The 22,336-nt window shown below is 47.8% G+C and carries 20 protein-coding genes; 5 read left to right on the top strand and 15 right to left on the bottom strand.

The window, feature by feature from the left end:
- Positions 1 to 20: 20 nt before the first annotated feature.
- The 10 genes from J2Z28_RS26690 to J2Z28_RS26735 all read right to left on the bottom strand — a co-directional run bounded on the left by J2Z28_RS26690 (position 21) and on the right by J2Z28_RS26735 (position 11,859).
- Positions 21 to 1,304, bottom strand: coding sequence for an ABC transporter substrate-binding protein (locus tag J2Z28_RS26690; RefSeq protein ID WP_211085164.1), 1,284 nt, complete (start codon positions 1,302 to 1,304; stop codon positions 21 to 23).
- 221 nt (positions 1,305 to 1,525) lie between these two features.
- Positions 1,526 to 3,079: a response regulator transcription factor gene (locus tag J2Z28_RS26695; protein ID WP_211085166.1), complete on the bottom strand. Its 1,554-nt coding sequence runs from the start codon at positions 3,077 to 3,079 to the stop codon at positions 1,526 to 1,528.
- Entirely contained in the window at positions 3,054 to 4,841 is a 1,788-nt protein-coding gene (locus tag J2Z28_RS26700; RefSeq protein WP_211085168.1) for a sensor histidine kinase, read from the bottom strand. Before J2Z28_RS26700 ends, J2Z28_RS26695 begins: the two co-directional genes overlap by 26 nt.
- Before the next feature lie 249 nt (positions 4,842 to 5,090).
- Positions 5,091 to 6,413, bottom strand: coding sequence for an SGNH/GDSL hydrolase family protein (locus J2Z28_RS26705; RefSeq protein ID WP_211085170.1), 1,323 nt, complete (start codon positions 6,411 to 6,413; stop codon positions 5,091 to 5,093).
- Positions 6,414 to 6,619: 206 nt separating this feature from the next.
- Positions 6,620 to 6,910, bottom strand: coding sequence for a hypothetical protein (locus J2Z28_RS26710; RefSeq protein WP_211085173.1), 291 nt, complete (start codon positions 6,908 to 6,910; stop codon positions 6,620 to 6,622).
- Between the two features lie 229 nt (positions 6,911 to 7,139).
- Positions 7,140 to 8,003, bottom strand: coding sequence for an inositol monophosphatase family protein (locus J2Z28_RS26715; protein ID WP_244988556.1), 864 nt, complete (start codon positions 8,001 to 8,003; stop codon positions 7,140 to 7,142).
- A 107-nt stretch (positions 8,004 to 8,110) separates the two neighbouring features.
- Entirely contained in the window at positions 8,111 to 9,112 is a 1,002-nt protein-coding gene (gene uvsE, locus J2Z28_RS26720; protein ID WP_211085177.1) for a UV DNA damage repair endonuclease UvsE, read from the bottom strand.
- 155 nt (positions 9,113 to 9,267) lie between these two features.
- On the bottom strand, positions 9,268 to 9,591 hold the full coding sequence (locus J2Z28_RS26725; protein ID WP_017690758.1) for a hypothetical protein: 324 nt from the start codon (positions 9,589 to 9,591) through the stop codon (positions 9,268 to 9,270).
- 30 nt (positions 9,592 to 9,621) lie between these two features.
- On the bottom strand, positions 9,622 to 10,722 hold the full coding sequence (locus J2Z28_RS26730) for a D-alanine--D-alanine ligase (RefSeq protein WP_211085178.1): 1,101 nt from the start codon (positions 10,720 to 10,722) through the stop codon (positions 9,622 to 9,624).
- Positions 10,723 to 10,860: 138 nt separating this feature from the next.
- Positions 10,861 to 11,859, bottom strand: a complete 999-nt coding sequence (locus J2Z28_RS26735) for an amidase domain-containing protein (protein ID WP_370511462.1) — start codon at positions 11,857 to 11,859, stop codon at positions 10,861 to 10,863.
- A gap of 383 nt (positions 11,860 to 12,242) precedes the next feature.
- Here J2Z28_RS26735 and acnA point away from each other — a divergent pair, with 383 nt between their 5' ends.
- Positions 12,243 to 14,957: an aconitate hydratase AcnA gene (acnA, locus tag J2Z28_RS26740; protein ID WP_211085180.1), complete on the top strand. Its 2,715-nt coding sequence runs from the start codon at positions 12,243 to 12,245 to the stop codon at positions 14,955 to 14,957.
- A gap of 138 nt (positions 14,958 to 15,095) precedes the next feature.
- Here acnA and J2Z28_RS26745 read toward each other — a convergent pair whose 3' ends face one another.
- From J2Z28_RS26745 to J2Z28_RS26765, 5 genes are all read right to left on the bottom strand, one after another.
- Complete coding sequence (locus J2Z28_RS26745; RefSeq protein WP_211085182.1) at positions 15,096 to 15,305, bottom strand: hypothetical protein; 210 nt, start codon at positions 15,303 to 15,305, stop codon at positions 15,096 to 15,098.
- Between the two features lie 13 nt (positions 15,306 to 15,318).
- Positions 15,319 to 15,879: a VanZ family protein gene (locus J2Z28_RS26750; RefSeq protein WP_211085184.1), complete on the bottom strand. Its 561-nt coding sequence runs from the start codon at positions 15,877 to 15,879 to the stop codon at positions 15,319 to 15,321.
- A 28-nt stretch (positions 15,880 to 15,907) separates the two neighbouring features.
- Complete coding sequence (locus J2Z28_RS26755; protein ID WP_211085186.1) at positions 15,908 to 16,771, bottom strand: M15 family metallopeptidase; 864 nt, start codon at positions 16,769 to 16,771, stop codon at positions 15,908 to 15,910.
- A 99-nt stretch (positions 16,772 to 16,870) separates the two neighbouring features.
- Positions 16,871 to 17,959, bottom strand: a complete 1,089-nt coding sequence (locus tag J2Z28_RS26760) for a HAMP domain-containing sensor histidine kinase (RefSeq protein ID WP_211085187.1) — start codon at positions 17,957 to 17,959, stop codon at positions 16,871 to 16,873.
- Positions 17,952 to 18,647: a response regulator transcription factor gene (locus J2Z28_RS26765; protein ID WP_211085189.1), complete on the bottom strand. Its 696-nt coding sequence runs from the start codon at positions 18,645 to 18,647 to the stop codon at positions 17,952 to 17,954. Before J2Z28_RS26765 ends, J2Z28_RS26760 begins: the two co-directional genes overlap by 8 nt.
- An 84-nt stretch (positions 18,648 to 18,731) precedes the next feature.
- On the opposite strand from J2Z28_RS26765, the gene J2Z28_RS26770 reads away from it, so the two are divergent.
- From J2Z28_RS26770 to J2Z28_RS26785, 4 genes are all read left to right on the top strand, one after another.
- On the top strand, positions 18,732 to 19,682 hold the full coding sequence (locus J2Z28_RS26770) for a helix-turn-helix transcriptional regulator (RefSeq protein WP_211085191.1): 951 nt from the start codon (positions 18,732 to 18,734) through the stop codon (positions 19,680 to 19,682).
- Positions 19,683 to 19,755: 73 nt separating this feature from the next.
- Entirely contained in the window at positions 19,756 to 20,574 is an 819-nt protein-coding gene (locus tag J2Z28_RS26775) for a zinc ribbon domain-containing protein (RefSeq protein WP_211085193.1), read from the top strand.
- Positions 20,575 to 21,039: 465 nt separating this feature from the next.
- Positions 21,040 to 21,207, top strand: coding sequence for a hypothetical protein (locus J2Z28_RS26780; protein ID WP_017690769.1), 168 nt, complete (start codon positions 21,040 to 21,042; stop codon positions 21,205 to 21,207).
- Positions 21,208 to 21,389: 182 nt separating this feature from the next.
- Positions 21,390 to 22,076, top strand: a complete 687-nt coding sequence (locus tag J2Z28_RS26785; RefSeq protein ID WP_211085195.1) for a hypothetical protein — start codon at positions 21,390 to 21,392, stop codon at positions 22,074 to 22,076.
- Positions 22,077 to 22,336 lie beyond the last annotated feature (260 nt).

A 22,336-nucleotide genomic window follows, 5' to 3' on the forward strand; every position in this document is an offset into this window, starting at 1 on the left:
AGCAAGCTATCATTCAACTGTTATTTATTGTTCGCAAGTACAGATTCGGCGTTCTTGCGGAATGTCTCTGCTGCTTGTTCAGGTGTAATTTTGCCAAAGTTCAACTCTTCAACCACGTCTGCCAGAGCAGAGATTACTTCAGGTGAACCAACCGGTGGCGGAGAACTCATTGGTGAAGCTTTTGGCTCCATGGCTGCTACGAATTCAAAGACTTGTTTTGTTGCGTCACTCAGCTCAGGTGCGATGGCTTCTTTGATTGCTGCTGAGATTGGAACACCGCGCTCACCTTTGATCAGCTTGTTGGCTTCCACGTCATTCACCCAGAAATCAATGAATTTAGCCGCTTCTTCCTTCACTTTGGAGTTGGACGTTACACCCCAGTACATACTTGGTTGCATATATAGTCCTTTTTCCATGTCCGGTCCTGGCATTGGAGCGATTTCGAGTGGACGGTTCGCTACCTGTTGCAAGGCTACGAACTGGTTGGACCATTGCCATACGCCAATTCCTTTTTCCTTCACGAGATCTGATTCCTCAATAATGCCTTTGGTTTGGTTAGCTACATCCGGTGTAGGTGCTGCGCCCTGCTCGATCATGCGGCGCATAAGTCCGAAGAACTCCACAAACAATTGGTCATCATCATAACCAAGACCTGTTCCTTCCGCATTGTAAAGCGACAATCCTTTGGTACGCAGGAAGTAGTGGAAGAAAATATCCGGAGCTATCCCTCCATCCAAATACAGACCTTTATCTGCGGTTTGTTTACCCAGTGCTTCGTACGATTCCCAAGTCATATTGTCAGGGATTGCATCCACGCCTGCTTTTTTAAGCAATGCCGGATCATATTGGAAGCCCAGAACGTTAACACCGGCAGGTACACCGTATTGTTTACCGTTAATTACACCTGTGCTGATCACATTCTCGGACACATCGTCCACTTTGATCTGGTTGCCCAGATAAGGCGCTAGATCCTCAAGCTGACCATTCTGTGCATATTGGCTGATGTAGGAAATATCCATCTGAACGATGTCAGGCAACTGATTTGCCGCTGCTTGTGGTGCGAGCTTTTTCCAGTAGTCATCAAATGAAGCATATTCCACGTCGATTTTGACATTCGGGTTTTTCGATTTGTACAGGTCGATGACCTTCTGTGTATATTCATGCCTTGCATCCGAGCCCCACCAAGCGATCCGCAGGGTAACTGAGTCATCTCCAGATGCTCCTTCTTTTCCTCCACCTGAGCTACATGCCGCTGTAAACACGAGCAAAGCAGCCATCATCAGGAATATTGCCTTTTTCACCATGCCAATCTCCCCTTTTATGTTGATATGGTTGTGTGAACGAGTTATCCTTTTTATTCCTGATAACGCTTTCACAAACTTGTTAATGTCATTTTCGCAAATGTACGACCATAGTTGAATACACAAAACCGTCTTGTTGGTTCAAAAAACAGAGGAGGACAACAGTCCCCTCTCGGCGCTGTTCGTCCTCCCCAGACATGAAAAACATGATTGGTAGCCCATTGTTATATGCCGATCCTGCGGAATTCCGTAGGTGTCATCCCGGTCCACTTTTTGAACACCTGACTGAAATATTGTGAATTCCCGCCAAATCCGAACAATTCAGCAAGCTCGAATACTTTCACATCCCCGCCTCTGCGAATATGGTCACAAGCGCGTTCAATGCGCAGACGATTCACGTAATTGGAGAAATTCTCTCCTGTGACTTTTTTGAAAATCTTGCCCAAATAATCGGGATTCATATACAACATCTGATGGGCGACTCCATTGAGAGAGAGATCCGCCTCTCCATAATGACGATCCACGATATCCATCATCTTCTCCACGGCAGAAGACTGGCGACTGATATGGTTTTTGTAATAACCGGAAGTTAATCGGGCTGCACTGCTTGCAACAAAAGACTTCAAACCAGATAACGTATCGATATGCGGCAGTTCTGCCATACGCTGGGTGAATTCCGTTGCCTCCTCAGGCGGACAGACATGAACCATAGCTGAGTACAGCTGCACTACGTAAGAGCGAGTCACTTCAATTTCCAGCTGCTGACGCGATAATAGATCAAATAGACGCTCCACCTCTACCGCTGTTTCTTCGGTATTTCCCGATTTGATCAACTGACACAGTTGCTCGGCATCCTGTTCTACATGCACCCCGTCGCATTCTCCGGCCAAAACAAGATCATTCTTTGTAATCAGTTTGCCTTCACCGATAAAGAAGCGATGGTTCAGATACTGCAATGCCTCACGAAACAACCGCCGCGACTGAATCATTCGATCTGCTTCACTCAGCGCAGCGGTCACTTCCAATTTATATAGTCTGGTAAATGCAGCCCGAACCTCTTCAATACTTTCTGTCAGTCCGGCCGGATCAAATGAATCCGCAAGCAGAATGAGGAGTTTGCCTTCAATGGTTGTGCTTAACAGGACATGTGGGAGCAGGTCACTGGCAATGTTTTTGATCGCAAATAAGTGACTGTAATCATGTTCATCTACAATTCGAAACAACAGTAACCGAACTGCGTTCTCTTCAAGCTCCAGATCAAACAGCTCCTGATAATACTCCAGATCAACCGGCCCATAGGTGCGGTTGGTCATGAACTCCAGCAGAAATTGCTCCTTCACATGTGGAAGGACTCGCTGCAATCGCTGTTTCATCTCACCTGCAACATGCTCCTTCACCTGGGCATCCTGATGTTCCTGCAACAGTTCAGTTAATGCATCATGGATCTGATTCTCGTTGCAGGGTTTGAGCAAATAATGCTTCACACCATATTGCATCGCTCTGCGGGCATATTCGAACTCCTTGTAGCCGGATAACATAATGAAACGTACTCCCGGGTATGCTTCAGATGCCTTCTCTATGAGTCCGAGACCATCCAGCCCTGGCATGGAAATATCCGTAATAATAATATCGGGTCTCGACTGCCCGATTTTGTCCAATGCTTCAATCCCGTTCCTCGCCGTACCCACCAATTCCGTTCCTGCCGCGGCCCAATCGACCACTTGAGAAATCCCCTCCAGAATGACACGTTCATCATCTACGAGCATCACTTTGTACATCGTCATCGTCCTCTCTGATCCAAGGTATGCTGATCGATACTACAGTTCCTGATCCGGGCTTGCTGCTCATCACCATTCCACCTTCATCGCCGAAGGTAAGTCTGATTCGTTCCTGGATGTTAGATAACCCAATGCCCTGTCCTCTTGTCTGAATACGTCCTTCGTGTAGTTGTTCCAGGAATTCCGGTGTCATCCCCGGACCGTCGTCCTCAACTTCAATAATCACCTTATCTCCCTCTGCTCTCGCCCGGATTCGAATCCGGCAGGGGTCAATACTTGGTTCGAGTGCATAATGTATCGCGTTCTCCACCAGAGGCTGTAATGTTAACTTCGGTATCCGCGCCGTTCCTACCTCCGGGGCAATCTCCATATCGAAGTCCAGTCTTTCCTCAAAACGAGTGCGCTGAATCGTCACGTAACTGCGGACAATGTCCAGCTCTCTTTCCAGCGTGATCCACTTCTCGGACATATTCACAGAGCTACGCAGCAGAAATCCGAGAGCCTCAACCATTTCCGAGATCTGTCGTTGCTTCTGTACTTTAGCCAGCCAGTTAATCGATTCCAGCGTGTTGTATAGAAAATGTGGATTAATCTGCGCCTGAAGCGCTTTCAACTCAGTCTCACGAATCACCAGTTGCTTCGCATAATTCTCATCAATCAATTCACGTATCCGTTGAAGCATCATCTTGAATGTGCGATGCAGCAGTCCAACCTCATTCTGTGGAGATATTGGAACATTGCCAAGGGCTGCCTCCTCAAGCTTATCCAGATCACCTTTCTCGATATTACGCATCTTTTTGATCAACTGCGCAATCGGATGGGTAATACTGCGAGAGAATCTCGCTCCAATGATAAGCGCCGCCAGAAAGATCATGATGAAGATCACTGTGACCAACTGTTTGACAAACTGGATCTTTTTAAACATCTGGTCAAACGGGGTTGTGTACAAATAGGTCCAATCCGTATAGGAAGAATGAGCACGAGCTACAAAGTGTCTCCCCTGCTCCAACATGGCAATTCCATAGGGCTGGGTGCGCTTCAATTCAGACTCAATCTCAGCTTCACTGACCGACGATTCTGTTGGATAGATCACTTCTTTTCCATCCGTAATGAGTAATTGGGAGTCCTCAGCCGGTTCTTGCATCTGGTCCTGTACAATTCGGTCCAGCCTTACGCGGATGATCAGTGTGCCGAGGGCCTCCAATGTAAATGCTCCGCCAATAAAGGATTTCACCTGTCGGACCGACAAGAGTCGGGACTGTTTATCCCCACTGGTATGCCAGGCATTGGAGCCCGAGTATTGCTGCCCCAGTGCAACCAGTTCCTTTTGCTTCGACTCCGAAATTCCCTCCCGATTGCCTGCGGCCATAACGTTATTATCATTATCGATAAATAGCATGGAATAGACGTATTTTTCGGAACCGGCATAAGCGACTAACCTGTTGGTAATTTTTTTACGCAATCCATTTTTCTCGTAACCCGTTTCGGCCTTTTTCAGTTGGAGCAGATATTGCTGAAGCGGCTCGTCCGACATCACCTTGAAGGAGAGATTAGAAATTTCACGAAGTTGATTCTCAATACCTACCGAAGACATATTGAGGACCTGCGAGGATTTCTCATAGATCTGACGGTCATAGATGCTGAACACATATCGGAGTACGGACGCATAAAACGTAAAGCTGATCAACATCAAAAGTCCAATGAGAAGAATCGTTTTGTGATGAATCGGCAGTGTTGTGAAAGCGTTCTTAATTTTGTTCATCCTAAGCGCTCCTTTGGCTTGCGAAGGGTGCTGGCATACTATGCATTAGTGGTTATATTGTAAGTTATTTTCATATTTACACATCCGTTGGTCATCTGACAAGATATATTTATGCAACATTTTAGGTCATTAGAGAAGGTATACATCTGTGTCAGCAACGCAAAAAGAACACAAAACAGCCAGAATACCTTGAACAGAGCAAGGCATTCTGGCTGTTGAATAACATCATGTTAGAGCATGAAATACAATTTACGGATTAACAAAAACAGTTTTCAGCTTCGCTACATATTGCACATCAAAGCCAAGACCTTCAGCCACCATGGCAAGGGGTACATATGTTTTGGACTCTTTGCCTACCTTATTCAGGAATGCAGGTGTATCCACAGTGACCGATGCTCCATTTACCTTCACAGCATTGGCACCAATTTTCACAGCAACTTTCCGGTCTCCATATGTAATGGTTGCGGTTGAAGTTTTGTTATCCCACACCGTAGTAGCCCCGACAGCGTTTACGATGTCTTGTATCGCCACAAAGTTTTTGCCGTTACGGATAATCGGTTTGTACGGTGTATTCAATGTTTTGCCACTCACGATTATGTTCATGGGTTCACCTGTCGCAGGTGCAGTCAGCTTGGTGTAATCTCCCCAGATCGTTTTGGCAAATACTTCAGCAATGGCCGCATAGCCGAATTGATTCGGGTGAAAATCCCGATCTTTGATCATATGTGTCATCGTGCCTTCACCACCAACAAACTCCTTGGCCACGTGTGCGACTTTGACATCGGTACCCTGAGCAGTGAATTGTGCTGCAATTCCATCAATGGTCTGTGTGAAACCTTGGGATGCCTCCATCAGTTTGGCATAGAGTGCCTTGCCTGCTACTTCCGGCATCGGTTGATACTGGTCAGCGATGACAATTGTAGCTGTCGGATTAATTTCATGAATATCATTAATCGTTGCACTAATATTGGCTGTATAGGTTGCGAGTAATTCTTTCACTTTCTCTTGCAGCTCCTGATCACTCAGTTTGTCTGCTGTACCGAGAAGCTCAGATACATCATTTCCCCCAATGGTAATTGCAACCAGATTGGCCTGTGCTACACTCTCACGGATTGCAGCAGTATTGGCTCCGATCTGTCCCGCTCTTGGATCAGGAAGACTTGGTTGAATGGCTTCAGAAGTCAGCGTTTTGCCATCCTTAATTGCAGTAGTGAAGTTTTTCAGGCCACTGGTTTTCAATCCGGCAATCCCGTAGTTGTCCACCTGTGTACGTCCATGCAGCAAACCTTGCTCCTGGAGACGTTCTACATAACCATAAGGCAATTCTTTTGTGTTGGGCTCATAACCTACCGTTATGGAATCTCCCAATGTGACGATGCGGAACTCTTTAGTTACGGCTACTGCATCTTTCTTCGCTGTCAGCGAAGTCTCGTTTGTACCCGCTGGCAATACACCGGTTTTGGTGTCAGCCGCGTGTGCAGGCAATGCAGATGATGTAAAGAGCAGCATTCCTGCCAACATGCTTACCGTTAAACCGGCAGCTGTATTTTCCCAGATACGTTTACGCTTCATTCAGGTAACACTCCTTCTCGCAAATCTATAATAATTTACACTAATATATAGTACATTGGTCATTCCAATGACATCAGTCTGTGTTACTCTATTCTATCATTTTAAAGTAGGTGTTGTCCTCTCTACTGAGAGCACACATGAAATAACAGACTCCCTAAAGGGGAGCCTGTTATTGGTTAAGCTCAGCTATGACGTTCAGTGATTAGTTAAGATTGCGGCTTATTCGAGTCTTCAGCAATCGAATGACCTTTGTCGCTCTCCGGTTTGTTCCCGGTAGCTCGCTCCAGATATCGGTCATAACGATCATCCACTTCGCGTGCCATCTTCCGGTACTTTAACGTTTCCTCGACAATTGGATCATGCTCTGTCTGGATTCGCACTTCATATTTGGGAGGAATCAGCTGGCGTTCACGCTGATCGGTGTCGCCGGACTCTTCCATGTCCCCTTCCGTCAGCATATCACTGAGCCGTCGTTCCAGTTCTTTGGATTCATCCATTGTTTTCGCTCCTTTAATTAAAGTCATACATGCGTTAACCATACTATTGTACTTTCACTTCGTGTACAGAATCATCTTCTGATCGCTGTTATCCCCAGATTTCTTTGATTCCCTTTTCCAAGGGAGAAATCCGGTGATAAAGGCGAGCACTTCGTTTCTTCAGATGCTTTCTGTCCCCTCCGTTAATGTACAATTACAGGTTGTTAAAGCATCGATGAGTTGAATAAACTCACTCCAGACCAGTAGCTTTCGCTTCCTTCAACACATCCGTCAGTGCATCATGGATTTTGCCATTGCTGGCAACGACATGGTTCACAGACAGTTGGTAAGGCGTTCCGATGGTATCGGTCACCTTGCCGCCGGATTCTTCAACCAGCAGCGCACCTGCGGCAATATCCCACGGTTTTAATCCAACTTCGGTGTAGGCACTGAGACGTCCTGCGGCAACATACGCCAGATGAAGTGCTGCAGATCCGCCTGCACGCAAGTTACGAACTTGCGGAGCAAGCGCCTGCACAGCGGCCATATTCAGTGGCAACGCAAAGGTTGTGTCTGCCGGGAATCCAACCGCAATCAGGCTCTGAGCCAGTTCCTGTTCACCAGATACAAGCATCCGGTTTCCGTGAACATATGCTCCTTTCCCTTTTTCCGCAACAAACATTTCATCACGGGAAGGGTCGTAGATCACGCCGACAATGACTTCACCATTGTGAGCCAATGCGATGGACACCGAATAAAACGGGAATCCGTGTACAAAGTTCGTCGTTCCATCCACCGGATCAACAATCCACAGGAACTCTTCTTCCTCGGTCTCTTTCAGTGCTTTTGCCGAAGCTTCCGGTCCCGGTTCGACGCCCTCTTCACCCAGAATGGCATGGTGGGGAAAATGCGTAAGAATAAGGCGGCGGATCATCTGCTCCGCTCCTTTATCCACTTCGGTCACCAGATCTTGGGGTGAATATTTGGTGCCAAGTTCAGCTACCGTCCCAAGACGGCTTTTGATCCATTCGCCAGCTTTGGAAGCTGCATTAATGGCAACGGCAGTATAGCTTTTGCTTGTCACGACATAAGGTGTCTTTTCCTTCTCATTCAAAGCGTTCACTCTACTTTCTATATCAATCTACGAAAAGTTGAAATACTTGTTAAAAGTATACGCCCCACAGGTCATAAAGTTTCTCGTTGCCCAGGCCCCTTTTGGCACTACGGATGAATGATGACGGTAGACTCGTCCACCCACTCCACACCCTCTTCGTGATAGAATGCCAGCTTCTGCATCAGTTGCACAAGAGCCTCATCCTTGCGTTTAGCTTCGATCATCACGTCAAGCCTCGGGGTATCTGCCGCGATATGGCGCAAGAAGTCGAGCACAGGCTCTACCTCCACACCATCGGCATGACCTCGCAGATCCTTCTCACTCTTCGGACTGGAGACGTGGATTTTGGGTGGCAATGGCTGATCAGCCGGTGAATCTGCCTGGGCAAGCGGTGACTGCCAGGTCTTTAGAATATCTGGCCACAGATCCCATGCCTGTTCCCCTTCGTTGTTCACCCAATGGTGATGGATATCCAGTACCATTGGCAATCCCAAGCGCTGGCACACGGCAAGTGTCTCAGGCGCATTGAACGTTTTGTCATCATTTTCGAGTGTGAGCCGCTCCTGGATGTCCCGATCCAGCTTCAAAAAGTTTTCTTCAAAACGAAGCGCCGCCGAAGGCTTGTCCCCGTATGCACCACCAATATGTATATTGTTCTTGGCAGTGGCATTCAGCCCCATGGCATCCAGCATCCGAACATGATGACGAAGGTCGCGAATCGAGTTGTGCAGAACTTGCTCGCGGGGGGTACTAAGTACGGTAAAATGATCCGGATGAAAAGACACACGCATATGATTTTCCTTCACAAAATCACCAATGGCCGCAAAGCCCTGCTTCAGTGCCGGGAACGGGTCCCAGTCATTCAGGTCTTCGTGTGTTGCCAGTGGAATCAATTTGGAAGAGAAGCGATATACATGAATATGGCTACCCTTGTTGTGCCTGAGCAAACGTAATGTATTGTGCAGGTTCTCGGCTGCAATCCGTTCGAGCTTGCGGATCGCTGCTTCCCTGTCATCGATTTTGTTAAAACTCGACATGGTCATGGTCCGGGAAGGCGAGGCGTTCTCTATAAGCACGGACATTGCCACGTAACCAAAGCGTACGAGCATGAATCTCTTCCTCTCTATTAGGGCGGAGAACCCGCATGGCATATTCAGCCGTCAGGATGTACCGTCACTGTATATAACCAAGTTTTACCCTAAAAGAGTGACCATAATCGTATTCTGGCAAATCCGTCCTTCCGACCCGCACTTACAGTCAACAACTACTCCTGTGCTTGCTCTCCAAAGAACATCTCATCCGCAAGGGCAGTCTGGATGCGTGATTCTTCCTCAGTCAATTTGCGGATGAGTAGCATCTCCACCTCGGTTACCTCTTGCCCCTGGAAGTTGATCTCCGCAATGGAAACCACGATCTTGACGATGGCAACAGCCACGTTATCCGGTGTGTATGCAATCACTTTCTGGCCGGTAGGAAATACCCGGAAGCCCTGTTTGACCATTTTGCCGCGTCCGTATTCAAGCAGTTCGAACAGCTCCTGCTCATTCTTGAACTTGCATACGGAATTGAATTCAGTCTGAAATCCCATGCATATCCCTCCTGATCTTGTGGTCGCAGGCTACGCCTGTACGCCGTTCTCGTAATTAAGTGCCTGCTTGCGGTTGTAACGCTCCAGTGCCAGTTCAATCATGCGATCCAGCAGTTCGGCATACGATACACCTGTCTCACGCCAAAGAAGTGGATACATGCTGTATGGTGTGAAACCAGGCATGGTGTTGACTTCATTAATAAGCAAAGCGCCGTCATTTTTCCGAATGAAGAAGTCCGCACGTGAAATGCCGTTACCTTCAATCGCACGGAACGCCTGCAAAGCTGCCTCGCGAATGCGATCTGCGGCCTCTGGGTCCAGTGGAGCTGGAATCAGCATCTGTGATTGACCATCAATATACTTAGCTGCATAGTCATAATACTCACCGGAGGATACGATCTCACCTGGAACGGAAGCCATGGGCTCGTCATTGCCGAGGACGCTGACCTCAACTTCGCGGGCTTCAACGAACTCCTCAATGACAACCTTCGTATCATACCGAAGTGCAAACTCGACAGCTGTCTTCAGCTCATCGCGGTTACGTGCTTTGGAGATGCCTACACTGGATCCCAGATTCGCCGGTTTGATAAAACAAGGATACCCGAGCTGATCTTCGACTTGTACGATCATTTCGTGCTCTGTCTGCTTCCATTGTGTCGCGTTAAAATACGCAAAGGCACATTGGTCAATGCCAGCCTGTGCAAACAGCTTTTTCATGACCACTTTGTCCATGCCGCCAGCCGAAGCCAGTACACCTGCACCTACATATGGCATATCCGCCATCTCGAACATGCCCTGAATGGTACCATCCTCTCCAAACGTACCATGCAGCAGAGGGAACATCACGTCCAGCGCTTCTGCTCCGCCATACAAACGGCCAAACAGGGCGTTCAGCGCATCCTGCGTTCCGCCTGCCGATTGCTCCAGCTTCAAGTCTTCAATCTGCGCGAACGGCGCATGCATGACAGGTCCTTTTTTCCACGTCCCCTGCTTGGAGATATAAAAAGGAACCAGTTCATACTTTTCATAATCAAATGCGTTTGTTACAGCAAACGCCGTTTGCAGCGACACCTCGTGCTCGCCCGATTTTCCGCCGTACACGACGCCTACTTTTAATTTATCCATACTCATGTGTACCCTCCGATTATCTGTGCCTAATGCTGTCATGTTTGCATGCTCAGCACCCTTGTTATTCTGCTTGCGTTACCCTGGTCTTATTTTACACGGAACTGGATGTCTGCGTCACCGCATCCCGAAAATCTTTCGTCATCAAAACTCATCTGCAATATGAAAAAGCCGGTATACCGTCCGCTCCGTCCAAGCGTAAGAATCCCGGTAATCCCAAAAGCGGTGACGGCTGCTAACCGTATGTGCGTTAACAAGCGGCATACCGCCCGCATCAAACGCGGTCACAACGGTGCTGTGCTGAAATCGTCCATCTCCATCCCAATCGTAGAGAATAACATCGCCGAGCATCAGCTGCTCTGGACGCTCCACTTCTGTCGCGGTCAGACCCCAGCTGCTGCCTGACAAATAACGCTCCAGACTGTTGGAAACTGCCCAACTGTAACTCCACATTTCGGAGCCGTTCACATACCCTTTATACCACCAGCCGGCTTCTCTTCTACCAGTATAGTGGATGGGTGCGCCCCCTGCAAAGAGACATTGGGACACGTAATTGGTACAATCCACATCAAATTCCTCAAATGCTGGATTCCCCGCATTCCACCACCGATCTGCATAGGCAACCGCCAGATCTCTGCGATATGACTGTTGCCGTGAGCTTCTTCCTTGACCCAGCACTTCCCGATTCAGCAGCGGCCGATTCATCGCCTGTACAAAATCAGCTTGTTGAAACGGACGCCCTTCCCCAGCAGGGCGACGCTCCGGCACTTCTCGCTCGACCCGTCCAATAATCCATCCACCACTCTGCCGCAGAAAGGTTAACCGCTCCCGCTCAATCCGGTCCTCCCGGTGGGTAATCCCGCTCTTCTCGTAGAACAGTCTGCTGTACAATTGTACATCCACCACCGCTTCTTCCTGGCCATCCATAAGCGTGCGCACAAGCTTGGCGCTGGTCTCGCTGCGAAGAGGCACGGCGCGCCGCTTACGATACCATTCGTCCAGCCTTGCCATCCGCTCTCCCCGTTCCACCACGAAGTCAGGATCGGTAACGATCCGTTCGCTGGTCTGTGGACGGTAGTCGATCTCACAGCGATTGTACTGGTTCACGTAAGTATATAAGGCACTCTTCCATTCCCGTTCCAAGCCTATGTCCCCCTTTGGCATGAGTTCTGTCTGGAATATTTCATTGTGTATATAAACTCCTACTATTCATATGAAAGGGTCTTCGGTTGTATGTACACGGCTCAGGAGGGAGATCCGAAATTCCGCAAATACAGGTACACAAGATATCTTATTCCTGCTCGCTTCACGAAAACGCCTTCATCGGTCCAAAAGCTTGCTTGATCAGGCAAAAAGACCTTTACGTACGGAGGTGAAAACGGTATACTTAAAACTAAAGTTATGATTATGAAATTACGTTTCATCTGATGAAACTAACGAACAAGAACACGGAACGATGAAGGCCTGTTCTTCACCTAAATGAACGTTTTCTTCATCTCACCGACACATCCCAAGGAGGTACATGTATGTCAGCAAAGAATCATTTCTCCGCCGCTCGCAGTCTTGAGGTTGGAGGCAAGTCTTACCGCTACTACAGTCTCGATGCTCTTCAGGAAAACGGCCACGGCGATCTTTCCAGGCTTCCTTTCTCCATTAAAGTGTTGCTTGAAGCAGCAATTCGTCAATTCGACGGACGTGCCATCACCGAAGAACATGTAAAACAACTGACCGGCTGGGCAGATGGCCGTGATAATAACAAGGAAATTCCATTCATTCCTGCACGTATCGTTCTGCAGGATTTCACCGGTGTACCGGTTGTCGTTGACCTCGCTGCAATGCGTGATACTGTGAAAAAAGCAGGTGGCGATCCAAAACAGATCAACCCGCTCGTACCGGTCGATCTCGTTATCGACCATTCCGTTATGGTTGATGCTTTTGGTACCAACGATGCACTTGATTACAATATCAAAGTTGAGTTTGAGCGTAATGAAGAGCGTTACCGCTTCTTGCGTTGGGCGCAAACGGCATTCAACAACTTCCGTGCAGTTCCACCATCCACAGGGATCGTTCACCAGGTTAACCTGGAGTATCTGGCTTCCGTGGCAGCAACAAAAACCGTGGACGGCGAGACCGTTGTATTCCCGGATTCCCTCGTAGGTACAGACTCCCACACCACCATGATCAACGGACTTGGTGTTGTTGGTTGGGGTGTTGGTGGTATTGAGGCTGAAGCAGGTATGCTGGGCCAACCGCTTTATTTTGTAACACCAGACGTTATCGGTTTCAAACTGACAGGCAGCCTGAGCGAAGGCGCAACAGCAACGGATCTGGCACTGACCGTTACCCAATTGCTTCGTAAAAAAGGCGTTGTTGGTAAATTCGTTGAGTTCTACGGACCAGGTCTTGCCAACATGGGTCTGGCTGACCGTGCAACAGTAGCCAACATGGCACCAGAGTACGGCGCTACCATCGGCTTCTTCCCTGTCGATAGTGAAACATTGAACTATCTGCGCAGTACTGGCCGTCCTGACGAACAGGTAGAATTGGTTGAAGCTTATTACAAAGCTCAAGGCATGTTCCGTACTTCCAGCACCGTTGATCCTGAATTCACAGATGTGATTGAACTGGATCTCGGCTCAGTTGTACCAAGTCTTGCAGGACCAAAACGTCCACAGGATCGCATCGAGCTGACACAAATGAAAGAAAGCTTCAACAGCATCATTCGCACACCTGTAGATAAAGGCGGCTACGGGCTGAGCGATGAGAAAATCGAACAAACCGTACCTGTGAAGCACCCTAACGGTTCCACCAGTGAACTGAAAGCAGGCGCTGTTGTGATCGCGGCGATCACAAGTTGTACGAACACTTCGAATCCAAGTGTTATGGTTGGAGCGGGACTACTGGCGAAAAAAGCAGTTGAACGCGGCCTGACCAAACCAGGATATGTGAAAAGCAGTCTGACACCAGGTTCCCTTGTGGTTACCGAGTACCTGGAAAAAGCAGGCCTTATCACGTACCTCGACAAACTCGGATTCAACGTTGCCGGCTACGGTTGTGCAACATGCATCGGTAACTCCGGCCCACTGCCGGACGAAGTGAGCGAAGCTATTGCTGAGAACGATATGACCGTAGCGGCTGTATTGTCCGGTAACCGTAACTTCGAAGGCCGTGTGCATGCACAGGTTAAAGCCAACTACCTGGCATCACCACCACTCGTTGTGGCATATGCACTTGCGGGTACCGTAAATATTGACTTTGAAACCGATCCAATCGGTTATGATACGAACAATGAGCCTGTATTCCTGAAAGACCTCTGGCCTACCTCCGAGGAAATCAAGGATACTATCGCAAGTTCCCTGAACGCTCAGATGTTCCGCAACAAGTACGAGAACGTATTTACAGCCAACGAGCGTTGGAATGCGATTTCTGTACCGGAAGGTGAATTGTACGAGTGGGATCCGAACTCCACGTACATTCAGAATCCTCCGTTCTTCCAAGAGCTTGGCGACAAGTTGAACGATATCGCAGATATCCGTTCTGCACGTGTTATGGCATTGCTTGCGGATTCCGTAACAACGGATCACATCTCACCAGCAGGTAATATTGCACCATCCAGCCCAGCTGGACTGTACCTGAAAGAGCACGGCGTAGAGCGCAAAGACTTCAACTCCTACGGTTCACGCCGTGGTAACCATGAAGTCATGATGCGTGGTACATTCGCCAATATTCGTATTCGTAACCAGGTGGCTCCGGGCACCGAAGGCGGTATCACGAAGTACCTGCCAACGGACGAAGAAATGTCCATCTACGATGCTTCCATGAAGTATCAGGATGAAGGACAGAACCTGATCGTTATCGCTGGTAAAGAGTATGGTACAGGAAGCTCCCGTGACTGGGCGGCTAAAGGAACATTCCTGCTCGGCGTCAAAGCCGTTATCGCAGAAAGCTTCGAGCGGATTCACCGCAGTAACCTGGTCGGCATGGGCGTAATGCCATTGCAATTCCAGGAAGGTCACGGCTGGTCCAGTCTTGGTCTGAACGGACGTGAAACGTATGACATTACTGGCCTCAGCAATGACGTGAAGCCAGGACAAGAGTTGAAAGTTACCGTAACTCGTGAAGACGGTACACAGTTCGAATTCCCTGTCATCGCTCGTCTGGACAGCATGGTTGACGTGGATTACTACCATAACGGCGGTATCCTGCAAACTGTATTGCGTCAAATGATGAAAAAAGCTTAATGACCTGAATCAATAATGTGATGAAGTTATACAAAAAAGCTCCCCATTACGTGCAATCAGCACGTGGCGGGGAGCTTTTTGGCTTTGCTTTTCATAATCGGGATACATTTAAAAATCAATTTTCAATCCAACTGCCTTCTAATGCCCAATGTGATGTGAGGCTTGATCTAACAGTTGAATCGTACCCATGATCAGAAACAAACACGACAGAGCAATTAACGAGCCTCCAACCCATCTAGACATGATCAATCGCTCCGTAATCTGTTTTTCCGAAGCATCCGTTATCTTGTGTGGATACAGGAGAAACATTAGCCCAGCGCTAATGAACAGTACAGCCATTATAATCAAGTTCTTCCCCTCCTTACACGTGACTCTCCTTGGAGTTATACTTCTTCTTCGTCGCGTGGGATTCTCCTCCCACCAACACCTTTTTCAGACCCATAGCCATAGTGAAAACAATGTATCCAATCAAGCCGCCGAGCGTATTGAGCATCAGATCATCCACATCGAATATCCCCATGCCCGTCAACAGCTGTGTCACTTCATAACCCAGACTGAGCAGCAGAGACAGCAGGAACACCTTTACTCCAGAGAATAACTTGTTACCCGTCAACACGGGAATGAAGATGCCCAGTGGGATAAAGGCCAGTATATTGCCTACCAGATGGATTGCGGTACCCGGACGATGCAATGACAGGCTGTTCCAGTCTCGTGAGATTTCCTGAAATGGTGTCAGGTTGACGGTTCGTGTATGGATCAGATCCGGTTGTTGTAAGAACGCCATCAGTCGAACCTTCACGATGCCAAAATCGACCGGGCTTCCTTTGAACAGGATCAGCTTCGTCAGTAGATATACATAGATAATGAAAACGGCAATCCAAAGGATGTAATGTTTGTTTTTCTTCTGGTTGTTGTGCTTCATGCTGCTCCTCCTCCTTTGTGCTGCCCTGTTATTTCTTTACGGTGACGATGACGCCATCCATGTTATCACCCGATATTTCAGTTTGGCCTTGCTCAGGTATGTAAACGGTCGTATCTTGGGTGGCCTGGTAATAACGGATATGATACTCCTCACCCTCTACTTCAACAGTAATGTTCTCTTTTTCTTTTAACAAATCAAGATACTCTTCCAGCACCAAATTATTCTTATGCATGACAGCACTGTGCGGCAGCCCTACATATCGAAAGTGCCATGGTTCATACTGAATACCGGTGATGCGCACTTTATCCTTTGGGTAACGCAGAATAAATCCGTATTTCCATGCATTCTTCTCCAGCCAAGCACCCTCTGGTGCTTCATTCATGGCAGCCAAGCTCGAGCCGATATCCAGGGATAACCCAAGATTGTGCTCACTGTGTCCCGCAGGAAGCGCATAGTCTGAACCCTTTTCCCGATATAACTCGTCCTGCTTCGCAAAGTCCCTGTACCCGCTGCTGACGAGAAAATATCTGACTCCCTCTTCGCCTGCTGCTTCAACCATCCTCTGGAACTCTTGCGCCACCTGCCGTGATAACATGATTTTCTGATCCAGTATTCCATATCCACGAAGCAGATCATCCTCATGTGCCACATATACAATATCGGATTTAACCCCTTCCGGGTGAACGGGGTATTGCTTATCGACCAGTAACAAGTTGCCCTTATGTACCTGATCCTGAATGTTTCCGGTGACGGATACGGTATAACCTTCTGGATTTTCACGCGTATTCTGGATCTCGATGGGCAATTCATCCTTCTGCTGAATCCATCCCGGTGATTGCGTAACGATATATCCGATCAAAATAATACATATCAAAAAGCCCCACTTTTTCATGCTTGCTCCTCCTTTTACCTCATACATCAAGGATAGACAACACAAGTTAAAGAAAAAGCAGGGCAATTTTAAAGTTTTTCTTAAATTTGACGTCGAACCTTATTGGAAGACGGGCAAACGAACTTCGAATAACGTCCGTACCACGTCGCTCTGGGCCGAGATCGTACCGTCATGCTGCTCCACAATATTGCGAGCGATAAACAGTCCGAGGCCTGTCCCACCCTCCTGAGGAGTCCGGGCACGATCTCCGGTGTAATACATATCGAAGATATGTGGCAATTCCTCCGGACGAATATGTCCACCATAGTTAATTACCTGAATGATGACCTGTTCTGCATCCCGATATCCATTAATATCTACGTACATGCCATCCTTGCCATGCCGTGCAGCGTTAATCAGCAGATTCTCGAACACACGAGCCAGCAGCTCGCCATCACCGGAGACCGTAAGGTCAGTGTCTATTTTTAGTCGGGCGACTAGTTGGTTCTTTTCAAATACAGGATAGAGTTCTTCGTTCATCTGCTTCAGCAGTTCGCTAAGATCCAGCTGTGTCTTGTTTATAGGCAGCCTGCCATAATTCATACGGGTAATTTCGAACAAATCATCAATCAGCTTCTCCAGACGCTGTGATTTGGTGAATGCAATCGACGTAAAGTGCCGTACCTGCTCCTCCGTTAACTGATCATCCTTCATGAGCAGATCCAAATATCCAAGCACAGACGTCAGCGGTGTTCGCAGGTCATGCGCCAGATTGACAACAAGCTGGTCCTTACTATTTTCAGCAAAATCCCCTCGTTCTACCGCTTCCTTTAACTTCTCACTTGCCAGGTTCACATCCTCCGCAATCGTACCTAACTCGTCCTTCGAGGAGATCTGCACACGATGCTGAAAGTCACCGTTGGCCAAATGCCTGATCCCTGTAGAAATATCCTTGAAATACGTCGCGTAGGGCTTGGTAAACCAGAAGAAAAATAGAATGGCCAGTGGAATAAATAAAATCAGGAAGAAATAGATATCCCCGATACTTCTCATAAAATGACGATATTCAGCGAGCTGATCTTCTGCACGGACACCCGAATAATAGGCTTGCATAAGCTTGTAAATCCCATAGGTAATTGCACCAGAGGCAAGCATGCTTAACCCTAGCAACATAATCATGGTTGTACGAAAACTTCTTCGTTTAGTCATTAAACGTGTACCCCACACCCCAGATGGTTTTGATAAACTTGTTCTTGTTCACATCTTCCCCCAGCTTTTTGCGCAGGGTCCGAATGTGGACCATCACGGTATTCCCACTCTCGTAATAGGCTTCTCCCCATACCTGTTCAAAAATGTTTTCTGCACTGAACACCTGCTTGGGGTGGCTCGCGAGCAGATACAAAATGTCAAACTCCTTCGGTGTTAGTTCCACTGGTTTGCCGTAGAGTGTAACGCGATGTTGATCTGGCGTGATGATGAGCCCACCCTTCTCCAGAATGGACCTCTGCACAGGCACAGACTGGCTGAATTGGAGAGAACGACGCAACTGAGAATTGACCCGGGCAACAAGCTCCATCGGATTAAACGGTTTGGTCATATAATCGTCCGCGCCCATCACGAGTCCCGTAATTTTGTCCATATCCGACGTTTTGGCACTCAGGAAAATGATCGGTAAATGATGCTGCTCCCTAATTTTACGGGTCACCTCATACCCGTCCATGCCAGGCATCATAATGTCCAGAATCGCCAAGTCTATCGCTTGAGTCTGAACAGCTTGAACCGCCGCCTTCCCGTCAAAGGCCTTGATGGTGTGATATCCTTCTTTTTGTAAATGTAAAGCAACCAGATCAGCGATCTCAACTTCATCGTCTGCGATCAGAATCGTAATTCGCTTCATTGCTTATTCCACTCCTATGTGTGATGCTCAACAATATAACATATTTGAATCCAACAGATAAACCAATGAAAGGAATCCATACATATGAAACTGGAGCGTTTGTTAGCCATCGTAGTGCTGCTAATCAATCGTGGACGGGTACAAGCCAAAGACTTGGCAGATATGTTCGAAGTATCGATCCGGACCATCTATCGGGACATCGATACATTGGGTCAAGCAGGTATCCCTGTGGTGACGTATCAGGGGGCAAGTGGCGGGATTGGTCTGGCAGAGGGCTACCGTCTGGATCGAAACGTATTAACAGACAAGGACCTCGCTTCCATCGTCACTGCACTACGCAGTGTATCCACTTCCCATGCTAATGCGGCGCGTGAGCTTCTGGTCGAAAAACTCAGCAGTATCGTCCCTCAATCCAAAAATGACGATTTTCAGGCCAATACCAATCGATTCATCGTTGATTATTCAACCTGGACGCATCCCGAAGCGCTGAAAATCAAGCTTGAACTTATCGAACAGGGTATGGATCAATTACGCCCCGTAACCTTTACCTACTGCAGCGCAGAAGGTACACAGACTCACCGAACTGTCGACCCTCATACCATCGTACTCAAGAAGCATTCCTGGTATCTGTATGCTTTTTGCCACGAGCGGAATCAATTTCGCATGTTCAAGCTTGTGCGCATGCAAAATGTCACACTTGCTAATGAGCACTTCGAGCGTAAAGTCATTAACCCACAGGACAGACCCTGGCAACAGGAATGGAGCCGCCCGGACAATCAAGCTAGGTTAACTTTGAAATTCCATGCTCGCGTCCGTCATATTGCGGAAGAATGGTTTGGGATCGAGAACGTCATGCCTGATGGGACTGGGTATTATATCAGCCAGGTTGCTTTTCCCGAGGATAGCTGGTTATATGGGTTCATTCTGGGCTTCGGCGCGGACGTCGAAGTATTGGAACCTCAGCATATTCGGGATGAAATCTGCCGTATCGCCGAGCAAATTGTACAAAATTATATACCTCCGACTCAAACCTGACAGACAGCTGTCCAGTTCCTACCCGTATACTTCAGATATATTCAATCTGTACTTATATGAGGAGGAACTAATCATGAACGTCACTGTATGTCAAAGCTGCGGCATGCCGCTCACAACCCCTGCCCAATTCGGAACGGAAGCAGATGGAAGCACAACCCGCGAATACTGTATTTATTGTTACAAAGAGGGCAAGTTTGAGCAGCCCGGTATGTCACTTGAAGGCATGACGGAGATGTGCACTGCCATTCTGAAGGACGAGGGCATGGATGAGGAATCCGCTCGTTCGATGCTGCGTAACCAGCTTCCTTTTTTGAAGCGTTGGCGCACGAATACAACGGATCAACATGCAGAATCTCTCGCTGAAAACTCTACTGCTTCTGCTAATCCTGGTCAGGTAACAACAGATCATTCGTTCTCAACCCAGCCCATTCGTTATGTCACTCTCCCTGGCAAACGCATTGCCGGCGTATCCGCCCGCACAACCAACGCCATTGAGATCAGTGGCAAAGGCTGTATTCAGGGACTCTGGAACAATTATTTTGCCTCAGAGCACCTTCCTGCACCTGAAGTTGTTCGCTATGGTTGTTACACGGATTATACCGATGGGATAACCGGAGAATACACCATACTGGTAGGGCATGAGGTCAGTCCGAACGAATCATTGCCTGAAGGATTGGACGACATTTTACTCCCTCCTGCAACTTACGCCGTATTCACCTCCAGAAAAGGACCGATGGCAGAAGTTGTTGGCGAAGCCTGGGGAGCCGTGTGGGCATGGGACAAACAAAGCGATCGTACGTTCACCGGGGATTTTGAATTATATGATGAACGCAGCCTGAATCCCGAAAGTGTACAAGTGGATATATACATCGCTGTTCGCCAAAGTAGATAGAACCAACACGATACCACCTCAGACAGAATCAAAGTTTCATCACATCCTTCTTCATATCACGCAAGCTGCCGAGTACACTCGGCAGTTTTTTGTTATATCCGGAACTACATTACCCCCTAAACAACCCGACCATGGTACCAAGTTAGTTAGCATGCTTTGCATCATTTAACCAGATAATATGCCTCATATGCGGGTACCATTGACTTCCTTAAAATTGGGACTATTCACATAACAACCGATTCGATCCTCCTATATCAAACCTTTCATATTAGGTCCTTTACTCCTGAATTTCCCTAAAAACGTTTACATCTCCTTAAAACCGGGTAAAATCACTACAATCCAATTGGAATTACGCTTTAAACTCTTTTATTTCGTCTAACAAGTCACATGTACCTATATGCGCACCTGGCATGGTAACCAGTCGAAATACATAATTCAAAAAAACGCATCAAAGGAGGAACCAAGATGATCCGCATGCCTATTCAGCAAATGATCCCGTACCATCACCAATATCCGCGCAACACGGCGACCACTGCTCCTAAAAAGGAGAATGAGAACACTCAAGGTCTATCCTTTCATGAAATTCTGCAACAAAAAATGGCGAAGAAAAATGCTTCTCCTTCCCTTAGATAAAAATGGACACCGGACCGACCCTAGTCGAGTCAGGTTATCAACCGTCTTTCCGCAGCTTGGCGGAAGGGCGGTTATTGGCGTTGAGCAATAAACGACTGTACAGTTCTCAGGCATGTTTCTATAATGGTTTAAATATCTAAAAGATCCATGACATATACGAACTGTTAAAGGGGACATAGCACATGACCACCATTGGTTGTTTTCACGCTCATTATTCCAACATCGCCTTAATTGAGGAGACGCTTGCTCCTTATGAAGTTGAATTGGTCCATTACGTCGATCCAGGTCTGGACCGTCTTAAACATGACGCTGACTTTTCCGAGGTCGTCATTCACGAGAAGGTAGCCCAGACGCTCCAATGGATCGCTGAGTGTCATGCCGATGCCATTCTGGTCACCTGCACCCTGTTTGCGACAGTACTGGAGCAGAAAGCCATACAGGTCCCTGTGCCTGTGATCGGCATAGATGATCCGTTATTGCAGGAGATGCGGCGAGTACCAGGAGATTACATAATATCATTCACCAACCCGGCAACTATTGAAGGAACGATGGCACGGTTGAATCAGGCATTACAGCAAGAGGATGAGAATGGGCAACTACACGTTGCCAAGACCTCTCAGACGGAAGCGGTGTGCATCCCTGGGACATTTGAGTTGATTATGCGTGGAGATCAGCAAGGGTATCTCGAAGCGGTACGAGAAGGCTTACAGCAGATTGCTGAGCAGTACCCGGGTAAAGCGGTAGTGGCGGCCCAACTGTCCATGGCTCCCGCTGCTGCACAGGTTACAATAGATCGCGTTTTTCCAATCCATAGCCCGCTGGCATTGCTTGCGACGTATTTGGAGAAGAATTTGGGCCTGGCTCGATAGTAATAGCCGGATTTGGAGTGAAATATTACAATCACTAAAAACATGTGAAAACTACTATATTGACTCCTTCTGCAAAATAAAAATGCTCTCGAACAAGAGCATTTCAAATGGTATAATCACTTTGTACAGCCAATTTGTGGTGGGAAATAGGCTTGCCTCCAGTGGGAGGTGATCCTATGAACTTCTCTTTTAACGACGTAATCGTGTTCGCGATGTTAATTATTGCGCTCCTGACATACATCGATCGTAAAAAGAAGTGA

Source organism: Paenibacillus xylanexedens (assembly GCF_017874615.1).
Taxonomy (GTDB): domain Bacteria; phylum Bacillota; class Bacilli; order Paenibacillales; family Paenibacillaceae; genus Paenibacillus; species Paenibacillus xylanexedens.